This is a genomic window from Erwinia tracheiphila (assembly GCF_021365465.1).
Lineage (GTDB): Bacteria > Pseudomonadota > Gammaproteobacteria > Enterobacterales > Enterobacteriaceae > Erwinia > Erwinia tracheiphila.
Genome location: NZ_CP089932.1, coordinates 1249759 through 1264127, shown reverse-complemented (window position 1 = coordinate 1264127; position 14369 = coordinate 1249759). Strand labels below are relative to the sequence as shown.

18 protein-coding genes and 5 pseudogenes are annotated in these 14369 nt (G+C 52.7%); 18 read left to right on the top strand and 5 right to left on the bottom strand.

Going from position 1 to position 14369, the window contains the following annotated elements; translation table 11 throughout:
- Positions 1–10: 10 nt before the first annotated feature.
- Together LU633_RS06630 and LU633_RS06625 are read right to left on the bottom strand one after the other, a co-directional pair.
- A complete protein-coding gene (locus LU633_RS06630; protein ID WP_016191695.1) occupies positions 11–733 on the bottom strand; it encodes a transglycosylase SLT domain-containing protein in 723 nt (240 codons plus the stop codon).
- 2 nt (positions 734–735) lie between these two features.
- A complete protein-coding gene (locus LU633_RS06625; protein ID WP_016191696.1) occupies positions 736–1086 on the bottom strand; it encodes a putative holin in 351 nt (116 codons plus the stop codon).
- Positions 1087–1216: 130 nt separating this feature from the next.
- Between LU633_RS06625 and LU633_RS06620 the strand changes: the two genes are divergently transcribed.
- Complete coding sequence (locus LU633_RS06620) at positions 1217–1540, top strand: hypothetical protein (protein ID WP_071598929.1); 324 nt, start codon at positions 1217–1219, stop codon at positions 1538–1540.
- On the opposite strand, the gene LU633_RS06615 is transcribed toward LU633_RS06620, so the two are convergent.
- Complete coding sequence (locus LU633_RS06615) at positions 1461–2027, bottom strand: DUF2441 domain-containing protein (RefSeq protein ID WP_016191698.1); 567 nt, start codon at positions 2025–2027, stop codon at positions 1461–1463. The genes LU633_RS06620 and LU633_RS06615 overlap by 80 nt on opposite strands.
- Before the next feature lie 243 nt (positions 2028–2270).
- Here LU633_RS06615 and LU633_RS06610 point away from each other — a divergent pair.
- A pseudogene (locus tag LU633_RS06610) lies at positions 2271–3041 on the top strand (DNA adenine methylase).
- Between the two features lie 57 nt (positions 3042–3098).
- Positions 3099–3365 carry a hypothetical protein gene (locus LU633_RS06605; protein WP_016191699.1) on the top strand — a complete coding sequence of 89 codons (267 nt, stop codon included), beginning with the start codon at positions 3099–3101 and terminating at the stop codon, positions 3363–3365.
- Positions 3366–3485: 120 nt separating this feature from the next.
- On the opposite strand, the gene LU633_RS06600 is transcribed toward LU633_RS06605, so the two are convergent.
- Entirely contained in the window at positions 3486–3851 is a 366-nt protein-coding gene (locus LU633_RS06600) for a helix-turn-helix domain-containing protein (protein WP_016191700.1), read from the bottom strand.
- A gap of 89 nt (positions 3852–3940) precedes the next feature.
- Between LU633_RS06600 and LU633_RS06595 the strand changes: the two genes are divergently transcribed.
- The 15 genes and pseudogenes from LU633_RS06595 (at position 3941) to LU633_RS06525 (ending at position 12961) form a co-directional block, all read left to right on the top strand.
- Entirely contained in the window at positions 3941–4129 is a 189-nt protein-coding gene (locus LU633_RS06595; RefSeq protein WP_016191701.1) for a DNA-binding protein, read from the top strand.
- Between the two features lie 52 nt (positions 4130–4181).
- The gene (locus LU633_RS06590; RefSeq protein WP_016191702.1) at positions 4182–4487 is read left to right on the top strand and encodes a helix-turn-helix domain-containing protein; all 306 of its coding nucleotides are present in this window, start codon (positions 4182–4184) and stop codon (positions 4485–4487) included.
- Between the two features lie 9 nt (positions 4488–4496).
- A pseudogene (locus LU633_RS06585) lies at positions 4497–5192 on the top strand (DUF3102 domain-containing protein); the annotation flags it as partial.
- A 68-nt stretch (positions 5193–5260) separates the two neighbouring features.
- Positions 5261–6481 carry an ISL3 family transposase gene (locus tag LU633_RS06580; RefSeq protein WP_046371806.1) on the top strand — a complete coding sequence of 407 codons (1221 nt, stop codon included), beginning with the start codon at positions 5261–5263 and terminating at the stop codon, positions 6479–6481.
- A 28-nt stretch (positions 6482–6509) separates the two neighbouring features.
- Positions 6510–6722: pseudogene (locus tag LU633_RS06575) on the top strand (DUF3102 domain-containing protein); the annotation flags it as partial.
- Positions 6723–6725: 3 nt separating this feature from the next.
- Positions 6726–8495 carry a DDE-type integrase/transposase/recombinase gene (locus LU633_RS06570; protein WP_016191705.1) on the top strand — a complete coding sequence of 590 codons (1770 nt, stop codon included), beginning with the start codon at positions 6726–6728 and terminating at the stop codon, positions 8493–8495.
- Between the two features lie 10 nt (positions 8496–8505).
- Positions 8506–9666, top strand: a pseudogene (locus LU633_RS06565) (ExeA family protein); the annotation flags it as partial.
- A gap of 299 nt (positions 9667–9965) precedes the next feature.
- Positions 9966–10577 carry a DUF3164 family protein gene (locus tag LU633_RS06560; protein WP_016191707.1) on the top strand — a complete coding sequence of 204 codons (612 nt, stop codon included), beginning with the start codon at positions 9966–9968 and terminating at the stop codon, positions 10575–10577.
- Positions 10578–10653: 76 nt separating this feature from the next.
- Positions 10654–10848 carry a hypothetical protein gene (locus LU633_RS06555; protein WP_016191708.1) on the top strand — a complete coding sequence of 65 codons (195 nt, stop codon included), beginning with the start codon at positions 10654–10656 and terminating at the stop codon, positions 10846–10848.
- Positions 10838–11056 carry a hypothetical protein gene (locus tag LU633_RS06550; RefSeq protein WP_016191709.1) on the top strand — a complete coding sequence of 73 codons (219 nt, stop codon included), beginning with the start codon at positions 10838–10840 and terminating at the stop codon, positions 11054–11056. The genes LU633_RS06555 and LU633_RS06550 overlap by 11 nt, the downstream gene beginning before the upstream one ends.
- A 2-nt stretch (positions 11057–11058) precedes the next feature.
- On the top strand, positions 11059–11247 hold the full coding sequence (locus LU633_RS06545; RefSeq protein ID WP_016191710.1) for a hypothetical protein: 189 nt from the start codon (positions 11059–11061) through the stop codon (positions 11245–11247).
- A gap of 9 nt (positions 11248–11256) precedes the next feature.
- A pseudogene (locus LU633_RS06540) lies at positions 11257–11944 on the top strand (DUF2786 domain-containing protein).
- Complete coding sequence (locus LU633_RS06535) at positions 11941–12150, top strand: hypothetical protein (protein WP_016191712.1); 210 nt, start codon at positions 11941–11943, stop codon at positions 12148–12150. The pseudogene LU633_RS06540 and the gene LU633_RS06535 overlap by 4 nt, the downstream one beginning before the upstream one ends.
- Positions 12150–12575, top strand: a complete 426-nt coding sequence (locus LU633_RS06530; protein WP_016191713.1) for a gp16 family protein — start codon at positions 12150–12152, stop codon at positions 12573–12575. Before LU633_RS06535 ends, LU633_RS06530 begins: the two co-directional genes overlap by 1 nt.
- Positions 12572–12961, top strand: a complete 390-nt coding sequence (locus LU633_RS06525) for a Mor transcription activator family protein (RefSeq protein ID WP_016191714.1) — start codon at positions 12572–12574, stop codon at positions 12959–12961. The genes LU633_RS06530 and LU633_RS06525 overlap by 4 nt, the downstream gene beginning before the upstream one ends.
- Positions 12962–13087: 126 nt before the next feature.
- On the opposite strand, the gene LU633_RS06520 is transcribed toward LU633_RS06525, so the two are convergent.
- Positions 13088–14128, bottom strand: a complete 1041-nt coding sequence (locus LU633_RS06520; protein WP_046371813.1) for an IS481 family transposase — start codon at positions 14126–14128, stop codon at positions 13088–13090.
- Positions 14129–14369 lie beyond the last annotated feature (241 nt).

Here is a 14369-nt window from a genome sequence, read left to right as displayed (position 1 = left end):
TTTTATCAGGCTAGTCCACACAGCTGCCGCCTCCCCATGTGAGATAGCGCGGTGCCAGTTCGTGCAGGATGCGCTGCGGGTAGTGGCGGTTCTCGCGCCAGCTGGCGGCGCTGCGCCCGGCATTCACCGTGGCAACATGCTCAAACCAGCGGGTGGTGTCCAGCCCCTGCTGTGAGGCCAGCCGCTTATCCCGTTTTACCCAGCCCAGCCCGCCGTTGTATCCCGACAGCGTCATGGCCATACGTTCGCAGCTGTTGGCGGCGCTGATGCGCTGCCACAGCCAGCGGTCATAGCTGACCAGCGCCCGGATGGCCCATGCAGGATTAAACGGCTCACGGCTGTTCAGCCCCGGCATCAGCTGACTTATCCAGTCAGCGGTGACGGGCATAAACTGCGCCAGCCCCAGAGCGCCAGCCGGCGAGACCGCATCAGGTCGCCAGCCACTTTCCTGATGCAGCTGCGCGGCGAAATCGGCCACCGGCGCAGACAGCCCCCATTCAAGCCGGGCATTACGGATCACATCGTCGCGATACTGCAGCGCGGACTGCGGAGGCTGGGCTGCGCGGGCCTGACTGAAGAAGCCGCCACACCAGAGCAGCCAGGTAATCACCAGGATGCCAGCAAGCTGCCACCAGAAGCTGTATTTATCGTTGCGTGGCTCGCCATGCCTGATGGCGGTTACGCCCAGACCAAAGGCGAGCAGGATGATGAAAGTGATTTGGGGCCAGTTCATGGTCACAGCCCCGTCGCTACGGCCAGACAGACTGCGGCAACGATCAGAGCACGGCGGATTAGCGCAGCGGAAAAGACCAGGTGAAGGCCAGTCTGAACGGGGAAGCGACCATCAGCCATCAGCCTGTCATCGTGCTTCAGATACTGACCTGGACGGGCTTTGGGGAATAGAGAACGATCAAGCCAGTAGCCCAGCACTGCTGCCAGCGTGATGAGCGACAGCTTGTAGACAACCACCGGCAGCTGCTGGGGCGATACCAGACCGATGGTGCCGAGCAGCAGCACAGAGGTCAGCAGCCAGCCGCTGAGACGGGGCTTTTTAACAGGGGGAATGAATTTTTTCAGGTTTTTCATGGGTGTCTCCTTGTGTAGTGGAGACAGCATCACAAATGTAGCGGGATACGGATTTTAAAGCGCGTTATAAGTGTTCGCAGAGGGAAGCGGCCAGAATGGTGGCACACAAAACACAGGGGAGGCAAGCACGATGACTGAACCGAAACAGCCCGGTTTTAAAAAAGGGTTCCTCTTTGGGATCAGAACCGGAGAGAAAAATAAAACTTACACGCTAAGCGTGGATGCATGTTGCCCAACCGAAGCGATTGCAGAACTGAAAAACGCGCTGGATGCACTTGAAGAGGGAAGAAGTCATTTCGCCAGCGGAGAAAACAACGTCATGATGATTGGCAATGTGGCGGCGACATCACGATTTAAAGCCGCATCTGATCCTGCTACTCAGTTATCCTGCGACCAACGAATACTGGAAGCGGAATCAGCAGTTCCCAGAACGGTTCTTCCTCACCAGTCTTAACCGGGGCCGCTTCTCCCGACCAGTAAAGCCAGGCCCGGTGATACAGTTCCAGCACCGGGCAATCACTGTTCAATAACCTCATATCTCCGCGATGCACCGGCTCATCTGTGATGACTTCATATATCGGTGCCGTTCTGATTTCCTCTTCGCCTCTCTCATCGGCCAGTAATCCCCGGAACTTCCTGACTTCACTCAGATGCTGACAGGCAAACAGTGACTGATAACGGGAGGGTTTGTCAGGAAAATGGCTACGGCGAACTAACTCAAACACCAGACCGACCAGCAGACTTCTGCTGACTCCGCTGTCATCTTCCATTTTAGGGCCGGGATTATAGAGATAGTTATGACCGTGCCTGGAAAGACCATCGGGATACATCTGATGAAGGAAAGCGGCCAGCTCCGGCACTTCAGGTTCGTATTTTACGGTAATTACATGGCAAGGCGAAGGCAGACGATTAGCGGAATCAAGTGTGTAATACGTTCCCATTCAGAAAACAATCCTTATCGAACAAACACTGCACGTAGGTTACACATCCAGTAAATTGCGTTAATAGAAAACAGTTATCCATAAATCTCATCCTGACAGTGAAAGAACGACCAGCCCGGTGCTCGAACACCGGACTGGTCATCAACCCACAGGTATGCACTGTGAGCCGACCAGGGTTCAGTCAGTCTTGCGAGACCAGACTAGCCTGCCATATTTTCACTGATTGCAAAAGGCTTACGGATAATGAAAGAACAATCTTTACCCATCGTTCCCTGGATTGGCGGAAAACGTCGTCTGGCCAGACACATTCTGCCACTGTTCCCGGCCCACACCTGCTACGTGGAGCCGTTCTGCGGCGCAGCGGCGCTCTATTTTCTCAAGGTACCCAGCAAAACCGAAGTCATCAACGATATCAACGGCGAGCTGGTGAACCTCTATCGGGTGGTAAAACATCACCTGGAAGAGTTTGTCCGCCAGTTCAAGTGGGCGCTGGTCAGCCGTCAGATATACAATTGGCTGCAGGATACGCCGGTAGAGACACTCACCGACATTCAGCGGGCGGCCCGGTTCTACTACCTGCAGAAACAGGCGTTTGGAGGCAAGGTCGCCGATCACACTTTCGGTACCTCCACCACCAGTGTGCCGCGCTTCAATCTGCTGCGTATTGAGGAGGAACTGTCTATGGCACACCTGCGCCTGTCGAGAACGCTGATAGAGCATCTGGACTGGCACCAGTGCATAGAGCGATATGATCGCCCCCACACGCTTTTCTACTGTGATCCACCGTACTGGGGAACGTAAGGCTATGGCGTGGATTTCCCTATAGGTAACTATGTCCACATGGCGGAGCTGGCGCGGAGCATCAAAGGTAAAATGATTATATCGGTGAACGATATCCCGGAAATGCGGCAGACGTTTAACGGACTAAACATTCAGACAGTTGATATCAGCTACAACTTGAAGGTCACAGGTAAAGCTACGCCAAGGAAAGAATTGGTGATTTGTAATTTTTAATTAAATAAAATCGTTAATAGGCCGCCGAATTTGAACCCACTTACAATGGATAACGCTATGAAATTTAAGACTGCTGTTCTGATTTCTACCTTTTTAGTCGCTGGAAATACTATGGCTGATAGCGTTATGAAAGCTGAATTTCATTCATTACAAGAATGTCTGTCAGCTATAAAGGCAAATGGTGGCGAACCACTCAAAATCATTCAGGATAAGCCAGACATGGTGACTGGACGATTGCCAAACGAGAAAATGTTCGCCTGCGAAAAGAAAGAGACAGGGTCTAAAGGCACTTACTTTGAAGGTTGGTTTATGGTCAAAGATTAACAGTTTTGTCGTGGCAAGAGCTTAGGCCTTGCCACCTTACTTTTTTTTGATAAGCCTTTCCCGATAAGCAGTTAACTCAACCACATTCCCTTTACCGTGAAATTCTTATAAGCCCTCTCCCTACCCAGCAAACTTGCTTGGTTTTGGTTGAGTGAGGACTTTGCCGACCTCAAGAATAGCCCTCCGCTGCTCAGGACTCATATCATCAAACGCATCCATCAGAGCCTGTTTCTCCGTTGATATACCCTGCACTGATTTAGTCCCATCTCCCAAGATAAATTGTTCACCAACACCTGTGAGAAGCCAATTGAGGTTTATACCCAACTGTGTGCATAGCTTCGTTAGGCCTGCAATATTAGGTTCCCTGTCGCCATTCAAATAGCTTTGAGCGGTACGGTAAGGTAGCTCGCAAATCTCAGCGAACTTTTTGATTGAGCTGATTTTCTTTTCTTTTAGTACTTCTTTTAATCGCTCAGCTATACACATTTGCGTCTCTTTCGTTGCTTTATACACGTTTGCGTATATAATCTATCACACATAAGGCAAACATCATTGCATCAACAAAGGAGACAACGATGACTGCAGAACAAGTCAAATCACTCTTCCGACAGCGCGGGGTCACTTTCACCCGCTGGGCTGAAGAAAACGGCTACAGCCGCAATGAGGTCTACCGGGTTCTTAACGGCTTCACCAAAGGTCGTTACGGCAAATCACACGAAATTGCCGTGAAGCTGGGTCTGAAACCAGATTCAAATGCGGCATAACGTTTTAGCCCGTGTAACAGATTATCACATATCGCAAAAAGGGGAATGTGACATGAGTAAGGCAAATGTATCCAGTTCTGGCTCCCGCATCCTGCGCGTTCTTAAAGCACTGCGTGGCCACGCTCTGAACGGTGTTTCTAACGGTGAACTGGCATCGGATCTGGGTGAGTCACCGGCGAATATCAATCGTGCGCTTAATACCCTTATCGAAGAAGGACTGGCCCTGAAACTGGATAACGGACGTTTTGCCCCTGGAGTCCAGCTTTTGCAAATCGCCATGGCGCACAGTACCGAAATGGCGCGGGCACAGGATCGTATCAATGAAATTAACCAGCGTGTTATGGCTGGCAGTCGCTAAGGAGTTGAAATGGGACGAACAAAATCACAACCAGTTGAACTAGTGGAAGATGCTCCGCTGAGTGATGACCTCAACGTTAAACTGAGTGCTATGGCCGAACATCATGCATTGATTCTTCAACAATTCGGCGATGGATTACCATTTGACTCACTGCGTTATGAAGACAAAATTCGGGGGCATCTGTCACGAAGTGCTGAAGAAATACTGTCTGCAGGCCGGGCGCTTATTGTTTCTAAAGAACTTCTTCCTCATGGCGAATGGTTAGACTTTTTAGCTCGGTTGGGTTTGGATCGGACGGTTGCATGGCGCATGAGCCAAGCTGCAATAAAGTTTTCAAATGTTGCTGCGCCACAACATTTGCTGGAGGCAGCTGGTACTAAAACCAAGTTGTTTGAACTTATGGTTTTGGATGATGAAGAACTTACCGAGTTGAATGATGGCGGCACTGTTGCCGGGCTTGAACTGGATGATATCGGGCGGATGACCAGCCGTGAACTGAAGGCTGCTCTGCGCGAAGCCCGCGAAACCAACGCTGCACAACAGTGTGTTCTCGCTGACAAGAATGAGAAGATTGACGCGCTCTCCACCAAACTGGAGAAAAAATCCCGCATTCAGCCGCCTAAGCCTGATGAAGAAGTGAAGAAGCTCCGGCTGGAGGTCGCGGCTATATCTACGGAAGCAGAGTCCGCTATCACTGTTCGTCTATGGGTCTTCCCCTGTTGTGGTGGCTAAGGGCATTATGATGGCAGTCTTGATTTTCTGAGGAGTCTGCCATGGACGAAAAGTCCCTCTATGCCCATATCCTTAACCTGTCCGCACCGTGGCAGGTAAAATCCCTTTCTCTTGATGAAAAATCTGGTTCAGTGACTGTGATTGTCGGCATTGTCGGGCACACTCAACTGACCTGTCCAACATGCGGTAAATCCTGCCCCATACATGACCACCGGCGTCGCAAATGGCGTCACCTCGATACCTGTCAATTCACCACGCTGGTTGAAGCTGATGTACCCCGCATTGACTGCCCCGAGCACGGTTGCCAGACACTGCCGGTTCCGTGGGCGGGGCCAGGCAGCCGCTACACCCTGTTGTTCGAAGCCTTTGTTCTTTCATGGCTGAAAATTAGCACCGTGGATGCTGTCAGAAAGCAGCTCAAACTCAGTTGGAATGCCGTGGACGGCATCATGATGCGCGCAGTAAAACGAGGCCTGGCCCGGATAAAACAACCCTTATCGGCCCGTCATCTCTGCGTGGATGAAGTCGGGTTCAAAAAAGGACACCAGTACGTCACCGTTATCTCTGACAGGCAGGGACGCGCTTTGCAACTGACCGACGATCGCGGTGTAGAAAGTCTTGCCAGTTATCTGCGTAGCCTGAGAGATCACCAGCTTGAAGAGATAAAAACGCTGTCTATGGACATGAACACGGCCTATATCAGTGCTGCACGCATCCATCTCCCCAATGCCGTGGATAAAATCGCCTTCGATCACTTCCATGTGGCAAAAATGTTGTGCGCCATCGTTGATAAAACCCGTCAGGCTGAGATGAAACAGATCCCGTCGTCAGACAGGAAAGACGCCCACCGCTCACGCTACTTATGGTTTTACAGCAAACAAAATCGCTTTGGGCGCCGCGCTGAGAGGTTAGAAGTTGCCCGGCTGGTGTTACCGCAAACGAACCAGTGCTGGGTAATGAAAGAGCTTGCCCGCGATCTGTGGCACCGCCGCTATGACGACCATAGCCGTAAGTTGTGGCAGGAATGGATGGCGATGGCTAAAGACACCGGCATACCACTCATGGTCAGCATTGCCCGCATGGTGGCAAAGCGGCTTTACGGCATTCTGAATGCGATGAAAAACCGGGTATCGAACGGCAATGCGGAGTCTCTGAACAGTAAAATACGGTTGCTGAGGATCAAGTCACGGGGCTTCAGGAATAAAGAACGGTTCAAGCTGGGCGTAATGTTCCACTACGGGAAGCTGAACATGGCGTTCTGAGTCTCCCACCATGATCGGGGAAGTCCCTCGTCTATACAGCGCTTTCGAAACCCTTTGCGCTTACTGCTCAGATAACCAAATTGATACGCCAAGGGATTTTATGGCCGGGCTTATCTGCGAGCTGGAATACGCGGCCCGCAGCCTGCGCTCTACCTTTGACCTGCCTGATGAGCCTACTGGAAATGCTGCCCCGTCCTGGCTGACCGAACCTGAACCAGAGATAAAACGGCAGGAGGCATAACCGATGAGTGCCGCCCTGACTGAACGACTGGTATCTGTTGCCCGCGCGGCGCGTGATGCGGGGCACGGTAATCGTGGTGCGATATACGATGCTGCCTGCGCTGAACTGTGTATGTCCCGCGCAACGTTGCTGCGCAAGCTGAAGGAGGTTTCCGTGACTGATAAACGTAAAAAGCGCACCGACGCCGGACAAAGTACGTTGACCCGTAAAGAGGCTTCACTGATATCCGCCACGCTGCGCGAATCTACACGTAAGAACGGCAAGCGCCTGTATTCCATCGCTGATGCGGTGAAGACCCTGCGCACTAACGGCTTGATTACTGCAGGTCGAATGGATGAAGAAACCGGCGAGTTCTTTCCGCTATCAGAGGACACCATCAGCCGCGCCCTGCGTAACTATGGCCTGCACCCGGAACAGTTGGACGCCCCGGCCCCGTCATCCGAAATGGCCAGCCTGCACCCCAATCACGTCTGGGAGATTGATGCTTCACTCTGCACGCTTTATTACCTGAGCAACGGCCATAAGGGATTGCAGGTAATGGACAGCGCGCAATTTTACAAGAACAAACCCGCCAATATCGCCCGCATCGCCAGTGACCGCGTATGGAGCTATGAGCTTACCGACCACACCAGTGGCTGGATTTACGTTGAGTACGTGATGGGCGCGGAGTCCGGTGAAAACCTTTGTTCCGTTCTTATCAATGCGATGCAGGAACGCGGCGGCGCTGACGTGCTGCACGGCGTGCCAAAAATACTCTACCTCGACCCCGGCTCTGCCAACACCGCTGGCATGACGAAAAACATGTGTAAGTCGCTGGGCATTGAGTTGATCGCACATAAGCCGCATAACGCCCGCGCAACAGGTCAGGTGGAGAAGGCTCGCGACATTATCGAACGTAAATTTGAGCCGGGCCTGAAATTCCAGCCTGTTAATAGTCTGGAAGAGCTCAATGTAAAAGCTGCGAGGTGGCGTAGCCACTTTAATGCCACGGAAATACACAGCCGCCACCGTAAAACCCGCACGGATATCTGGCTGAAAATCAGCGCTGAGCAGCTGAAGAAAGCGCCGTCTGTTGAGGTATGCCGCGAACTGGCGGTGGCCGCGCCGGAAAGCCGTAAGGTCACATCAAAACTGCGGGTGCCGTTCCGGGGCGCTGAGTTTGATGTTTCGACGGTGCCTGGCGTCCTGGTCGGCGAAAAACTGATGATTACCCGCAACCCATGGCGCAGCGATGTGGCGCAGGTAGTGCTGACCGGCGAAGACGGCCACGAGACGTTCTTCCTGGTTGAAGAGGTCAGAAAGAACGAGTTCGGCTTTGCCGAAAGCGCGGCGGTATTTGGCGAAAGCTACAAAGCCCTGCCGGAGACCCCGGCACAGACAGCGGCCAAAGAAATCGAAGCGCTGGTCACCGGCACGGATAACGCCGCCGATGCCGCAGCGGCCCGCAAGGCGAAGGCGCTGCCGTTCGGCGGGCGACTTGACCCGTATAAACATATCGACGACACCACGCTTCCGGCCTATATGCCGAAGCGCGGCCAGGCTTCAGACGTGCGCGGGCCGCGTATTGAGCAGCGTCCGCTGACCCATGTGGAAGCGGCAAAAATCCTGCGCGAGAAGTTCTCGGCCTGCGGGCAGACGTGGACACCAGAGCATTATCGCCAGTTAGCGGCACAGTACCCGGATGGCGTACAGGAAACCGCACTGGACGAAGTGATGACCACCCTGACCGCTCCGGCCCACAACAGCGTTATCAGCACTGTTAACGGCAACTGAGGAGGAAGACATGCTGGTACTGAAGCAACAACTGAAAGAGGCCCGCATCCCGCAGGCGGCAGTGGCAAGAGCCGTCGCCGTTTCCGAGGCCACGCTGGCCCAGATTGTGAACCATAACGAGTGGCCCCGCACCAGCCCGGAGGCGGTGCGCCAGCGTCTGGCGTCGTATCTGGAAAGTCAGGGGATTGATACAGCGAAGAGTTTTGATGCTGTACAGGGCGCAGCCACGCCCCGTACAGCGGGGACTACCGATAAAACCAACCTCAGTGAGGCAGAGAACATGTTACTCAAAAAGCAGGTGTTATTTCCAGCAACCAAAAAAGCGTTTGGCCTTTTCCGTGACCCGTTCGCCGATGAAGCCATGCAGGGCGCGGACGATGTGTTCACCACGCCGGATATCCGCTACGTGCGTGAGGCACTGTTCCAGACCGCCCGTCACGGTGGTTTCCTGGCGCTTATCGGCGAGTCCGGCGCGGGTAAATCCACGCTGCGCCGAGACCTGATTGAACGCGTCAACCGCGAGAACGCGCCGGTGATTGTTATCGAGCCATACATCATCGCCATGGAAGACAACGACGTGAAGGGCAAAACCCTGAAGGCGGCTGCTATCGCCGAGGCCATTAACAGCACCATCGCGCCACTGGAGAGCATCAAACGCAGCCAGGACGCCCGCTTCCGTCAGTTGCACCGCGTCCTGAAGGACAGCAGCCAGGCGGGCTTCAGCCACGTTCTGGTGATTGAGGAGGCCCACAGCCTGCCCATCCCGACACTGAAGCACCTCAAACGCTTCTTTGAGCTGGAATCGGGCTTTAAAAAACTGCTGTCCATCGTGCTGATTGGCCAGCCGGAGCTAGCCGACAAACTGTCCGAACGCAACATGGAAGTCCGTGAGGTCGTCCAGCGCTGCGAGGTGGTTGAACTGCTGCCGCTGGACAACAGCCTGGAAGAGTTTCTGACGTTCAAACTGCAACGTGCCGGTAAGCAGCTGGCCGACATCATGGACGCCAGCGCAGTGGAAGCCATCCGCGCCCGTTTGAGCAATGCGGGCAGTAACCGTAAAAGCATGGTCAGCCTGCTATATCCGCTGGCCGTCAGTAACCTGGTGATAGCGGCCATGAATCTGGCCGCTGAAATCGGGGTTCCGCAGGTCAACGCCGACGTCGTCAGGGGGGGTTTAACCATGAAATCCATAACCGATATCAACCAGCAGCTGGTTAGCCTGCAGTCCGCAATAGCTGTGCTGAACGCAATGCACGCCACCGTGCAGAGCGTGATGATTTTGGGTGCCATGCCGGTAATCCGCATCGCCAGAAATGGCCAGTGTGTCCGAATGATCGAACAGGGTAAGGCAAGCTACAGCTACATCGGCCATAACGGCACGGGGCGGTTTCGTCAGGGAACATTTCCTTTGTACGGCTGCCGTGTCTTCTGGTCGGAATCGTTAATTAACTGAACCGGAGAACCAAAACGATGAGCGAAGTAAATAAAGAAGACTACATGAAAGACCGCAAGGGGCGTCTGGTACCGGTTGACCAGGTGTCTGACTATGACCTTGCAATGGATTCTTTCGTTAAAGAACAGGTTGCCGCCGCGAAGGTTAAACGCGACGAACTCAGCGACTTCAAGCGTCGTGCCTTTGATGAGTGCTATGCCTGGCTAGACCTTGTGGCCGAGAAATACGGCAGAACGCGCGGCGGTGCCAAAGGCAACGTAACCTTCAGCAGCTTCGACGGTGGCCAGCAGATTACCATCCGCGTGCAGGAAACCCTGACGTTCGGGCCAGAGCTGCAAATTGCCAAAGACCTGATAGACGAGTGTGTCACCGAGTGGTCGGAAGGCGCGAACGCCAACCTGCGGGCCATCATCAGCGATGCTTTCCAGGTGGACAAAGAGGGCCAGCTTAATACCGGGCGTATTCTTTCCCTGCGCCGCGTCAAGATTCAGGACGAGCGCTGGAACCGGGCAATGGAGGCCATATCGGAATCGCTGCAGGTGGCCATGTCCAAAACCTATATTAATTTCCGGGAGAAAGATAAAGACGGGAGGCTGATTAATATCCCGTTAGATATAGCTGCCATTTAATTTTAATTCATTTTCTTTTTATTTCGGCGTCAGCGCCGTGGGCTTCTGCACGCCGAAAACAGCCCGAGGAATATTTATGTCTATCAAATGCATTCACTGTAAAGAAGAAGTTGAGGACATGGTTGCAGTGCAAACAACGCTCATGCAGTCATCAATTGATAATGACTGGCACGTCGACTTAATTCTTGCCTGCACTCACTGTGGCCAGCAGTACAACACCTTTGTATCGGTCATGGACTTTGAACCACTGGGGGCACCGGATGAACATTAATGTGCCAACAACGTGTGAAGATGCAACACGCTGCCTTGCTCGACTGAACTCTTTGAACGCCATCAACCAGCGTGCGGTCATGATTAATCTCGGTGTACTTAAGGCGGCCCGCAGTGAAATTCTTGCCCACGTTGAGCTAAACGGAAAAGGTATCATGACTGATTTGGTTCTCAACGCACTAAACAGCGCTATTAATGAGGGCCAGTAACCATGTGGGTACTTATTTTCTGGATGGCATCCCCATTCTCTATGACTTTGAGTGACGCCATGCAACCGACTCTGACATTACATACGCAGGAATTTAACAGCGAAAAAGCCTGTCGGGATGCTTTCACCGCTATCAAAAAACTCAATGATGGCGATTACAAACTTCGTGGTGTATGCACACCAAAGGACTAAACCATGCCAATGACTGATAAAGAAAAAATGCTGGAGAAGTTAAAAAAAACTGCTGGCGCTGGCTAAATCCGATAACCCCCATGAAGCTGCACTGGCCCTGCAACGCGCCCAGAAACTGATGCAGGCGTATAACATCACCCAGGCTGACCTCGCGCTCAGTGATATTGACGAAAGCGTCAGTGACTACTGGGCCGCAGGTAGCGTTAATCCGCCACGTTACATGTTGGGTCTGCTGGATATTATCCAGGTAGCATTTGGGGTTAAGTCTATTATTCATTCCGGTTTTAACTCCAGCGTTGGCTTTTACGGTAATAAAGACCGGGTCGAACTGGCCTCGTATACATGGGAAGTACTGGCCAGACAATTAATCGTGGCCCGTAAAAACTATATCCAGCAGCAGAATAAAAGAATCAAAAGCACGACCAAAACCAGCCGTGGTGACAAATTTGCCGAAGGCTGGGTACTGGCCGTGCGCAGTGAAGTTCATCTGTTCGCGATGTCCCGTGAGGAATGGGAACTGGCCAGCCTCTGGCTTGAGAAAAAATACCCCGACTCAGGTACAACCACGGGCCGTGGGGCCGGAAAATCCCGTGACGCAGACATGTCCCGCCACGTCGGTTACAAAGAGGGAGAAAACGTCCGGCTACATCAGCCTGTCAGCGGGCAGGAGCAGCGGAAACTGGGGAGCAGCTTATGATGGCTGAATCTGTTGTATGCACCCTGTTCTGGTATAGCTGCGTAGGCTGGTGTACTGCCGAACTGCATCGTCATTCGGGTTTTTACTCACGTTACAGCGGTGCCAAATACTGGATTAGCTGGGCGGTGATGTTCCTGTGCTGGCCTGTGGCCCTTCCTTTATATGTTGACTACGTAAAGGGACAGTCAAAGGGGGGAGATCTGTGATGACTAAACAGCGCCTCATACAGCTTATTCATATTGCCCGTAACGATCTGCAAATGGACGAGGACACCTACAGACAGATGCTGCAGGGGCTGACAGGCAAAGCTTCCACGAAAGGAATGGACGTTACCCAGCTTAACCGCGTAGTGGAATCCATGAAGAAAAAGGGCTTTCGTATTAAACCTGCGGGAAAAGCCAAGGCCGGTTTACCGCTGGATACCCACCCACAGTCGAAAAAAATCCGTGCACTATGGCTTGAAATGGCCTCAGCGGGCATCGTCCGTGACAGTTCAGAGCAGGCGCTGGCGCTGTGGGTTAAACGGGAAACAGGCATCAGCGCGTTACGCTGGCTCAGCAATGAGCAGGCCAGTAACGTTATTGAGAAGCTGAAGAAGTGGCAGCGCAGAGCTGCGGGAGGTAAGCAATGAGCGACCTGAATCAGTTTCGTAGTAAAGGGCCTGAACTGTTGGTGGAACTAGCTCAGCACACCTCTGAAACCGTGCGCGAGATTATTGATATTGAACCCGCGATTGCCGACCAGATTGGTCAGGCCGTTGCTAACCGCATGATGCAGGTCTGGGGAGGGCAAAACGTCTATTTTCCGATGGGGATGGTCTGGAAGGTCAGCCAGCGCGATCGGGAAATCTTCCTGGAGTTTGACGGGCGCAACCATCATGAACTGGCCCGCAAGTTTGGCGTTTCGCTACAGTGGGTCTACAGCGTGGTGAAGCGGGTCAGAAAAGAAGAAATGGATCGGATGCAGGGCAAACTGTTTGATGGTGAACCCGATGCCGATACGGGGAAAAAGGAGTAAATTCTGGAATCAGGCTGGTGCGAATTGTGTTTTTTTTCGGGCCGGTCTGATTTTCACATACTGTAACGTGTACTAGCTCAGACCTGATCTGACAGTTACCGGTTATTTATACAGGTGTCTGTCAGATTACATCTGGTTCAGATTTTTTTCTGCCCAGACTCGTTTACCATCAAGTAACGTGGCCATTGGCGTACGCCCGCAGCACATTTTTCCCTGATGAGTTCGCTCATTATTGTAATGCCACAACCAGTTGTCCAGATCCGTTTGCAGGCTCTCCAGGTCTTCGTATAACTTCTTACGGAACGTAACCTGATAAAAATCCTGCAAAATAGTTTTATGGAAGCGCTCGCAGATGCCGTTCGTCTGCGGAGACATCGCCTTCGTTTTTGTATGGTCGATATCGTTGATGGCCAGATACAGCTGGTAATCATGCTGCTCCACCTTACCACAGTACTCCGTTCCCCTGTCGGTCAGGATCCTCAGCATCGGCAGTCCCTGAGCCTCGTAGAACGGCAGTACGCGATCATTGAGCAGGTCTGCGGCGGTGATCGGCGTTTTACTCGTATACAGCTTGCAGTGTGCCACTTTCGAGTACGTATCCACGAACGTCTGCTGGTAGATACGACCCACACCTTTCAGATTGCCCACGTAGAAGGTGTCCTGCGACCCGAGATAACCCGGGTGAGCAGTTTCGATTTCTCCGCTGGCCTCGTCATCGTGGGCCTTCTTCTCCAGCGCTGCGATTTGAGCGTCGGTAAGCACGATGCCTTCTCTGGCGACCTTTTCCTCAAGTGCCTTCAGGCGTTTACGGAAGTTCTCCAGGTCGTGCCGTTGCCAGATGGAGCGCACGCCGCTACCGGAGATAAACACGCCTTTTTTACGCAGCTCATTACTGGTCCGGTGTTGCCCGTGGGCCGGGAACTCAACGGCATATTCAACAACAGCGCGTTCAGTGGCTTCGTCGGCGCGGTTCTTCAGGTTGGGGACGCGGCGGTTCTGGTTAATCAGCGCATCGATGCCGCCTTCAGCAGCCAGTTCCTGATAACGGTAAAACGTGTCGCGTGACACGCCCATGATCTTGCAGGCTTTTGATACGTTACCGAGTTCTTCGGCGAGATTGAGCAGGCCGGCTTTGTGTTTGATGATGGGATTGTTAGTATGAATCATGAGAGTTACCTCGCGTTTTGTTTAAGGATTAGACACCCATATCAAAACCGGTAACTCTCAACCTTTCAAGGTCCAGTGTCAGATCAAGTCGCGACTAATACATGTAACGTTATTACATATTCCGTCCAGTCTCTTCCCATGTTGACCCAGTTTTTCCCATAATTATCTCACTTATTCCCTGTCATTTATCTCAAGTCTAATCAATTGATGATGCCGAGGGCCTGGGAAAGTTCCATTTAAA

Bases quoted from the DNA above. Each gene is read 5' to 3' on its own strand.
- LU633_RS06630 (WP_016191695.1), bottom strand. From the start codon at position 733: ATGAACTGGCCCCAAATCACTTTCATCATCCTGCTCGCCTTTGGTCTG.
- LU633_RS06625 (WP_016191696.1), bottom strand. From the start codon at position 1,086: ATGAAAAACCTGAAAAAATTCATTCCCCCTGTTAAAAAGCCCCGTCTC.
- LU633_RS06620 (WP_071598929.1), top strand. From the start codon at position 1,217: ATGACTGAACCGAAACAGCCCGGTTTTAAAAAAGGGTTCCTCTTTGGG.
- LU633_RS06615 (WP_016191698.1), bottom strand. From the start codon at position 2,027: ATGGGAACGTATTACACACTTGATTCCGCTAATCGTCTGCCTTCGCCT.
- LU633_RS06605 (WP_016191699.1), top strand. From the start codon at position 3,099: ATGAAATTTAAGACTGCTGTTCTGATTTCTACCTTTTTAGTCGCTGGA.
- LU633_RS06600 (WP_016191700.1), bottom strand. From the start codon at position 3,851: ATGTGTATAGCTGAGCGATTAAAAGAAGTACTAAAAGAAAAGAAAATC.
- LU633_RS06595 (WP_016191701.1), top strand. From the start codon at position 3,941: ATGACTGCAGAACAAGTCAAATCACTCTTCCGACAGCGCGGGGTCACT.
- LU633_RS06590 (WP_016191702.1), top strand. From the start codon at position 4,182: ATGAGTAAGGCAAATGTATCCAGTTCTGGCTCCCGCATCCTGCGCGTT.
- LU633_RS06580 (WP_046371806.1), top strand. From the start codon at position 5,261: ATGGACGAAAAGTCCCTCTATGCCCATATCCTTAACCTGTCCGCACCG.
- LU633_RS06570 (WP_016191705.1), top strand. From the start codon at position 6,726: ATGAGTGCCGCCCTGACTGAACGACTGGTATCTGTTGCCCGCGCGGCG.
- LU633_RS06560 (WP_016191707.1), top strand. From the start codon at position 9,966: ATGAGCGAAGTAAATAAAGAAGACTACATGAAAGACCGCAAGGGGCGT.
- LU633_RS06555 (WP_016191708.1), top strand. From the start codon at position 10,654: ATGTCTATCAAATGCATTCACTGTAAAGAAGAAGTTGAGGACATGGTT.
- LU633_RS06550 (WP_016191709.1), top strand. From the start codon at position 10,838: ATGAACATTAATGTGCCAACAACGTGTGAAGATGCAACACGCTGCCTT.
- LU633_RS06545 (WP_016191710.1), top strand. From the start codon at position 11,059: ATGTGGGTACTTATTTTCTGGATGGCATCCCCATTCTCTATGACTTTG.
- LU633_RS06535 (WP_016191712.1), top strand. From the start codon at position 11,941: ATGATGGCTGAATCTGTTGTATGCACCCTGTTCTGGTATAGCTGCGTA.
- LU633_RS06530 (WP_016191713.1), top strand. From the start codon at position 12,150: ATGACTAAACAGCGCCTCATACAGCTTATTCATATTGCCCGTAACGAT.
- LU633_RS06525 (WP_016191714.1), top strand. From the start codon at position 12,572: ATGAGCGACCTGAATCAGTTTCGTAGTAAAGGGCCTGAACTGTTGGTG.
- LU633_RS06520 (WP_046371813.1), bottom strand. From the start codon at position 14,128: ATGATTCATACTAACAATCCCATCATCAAACACAAAGCCGGCCTGCTC.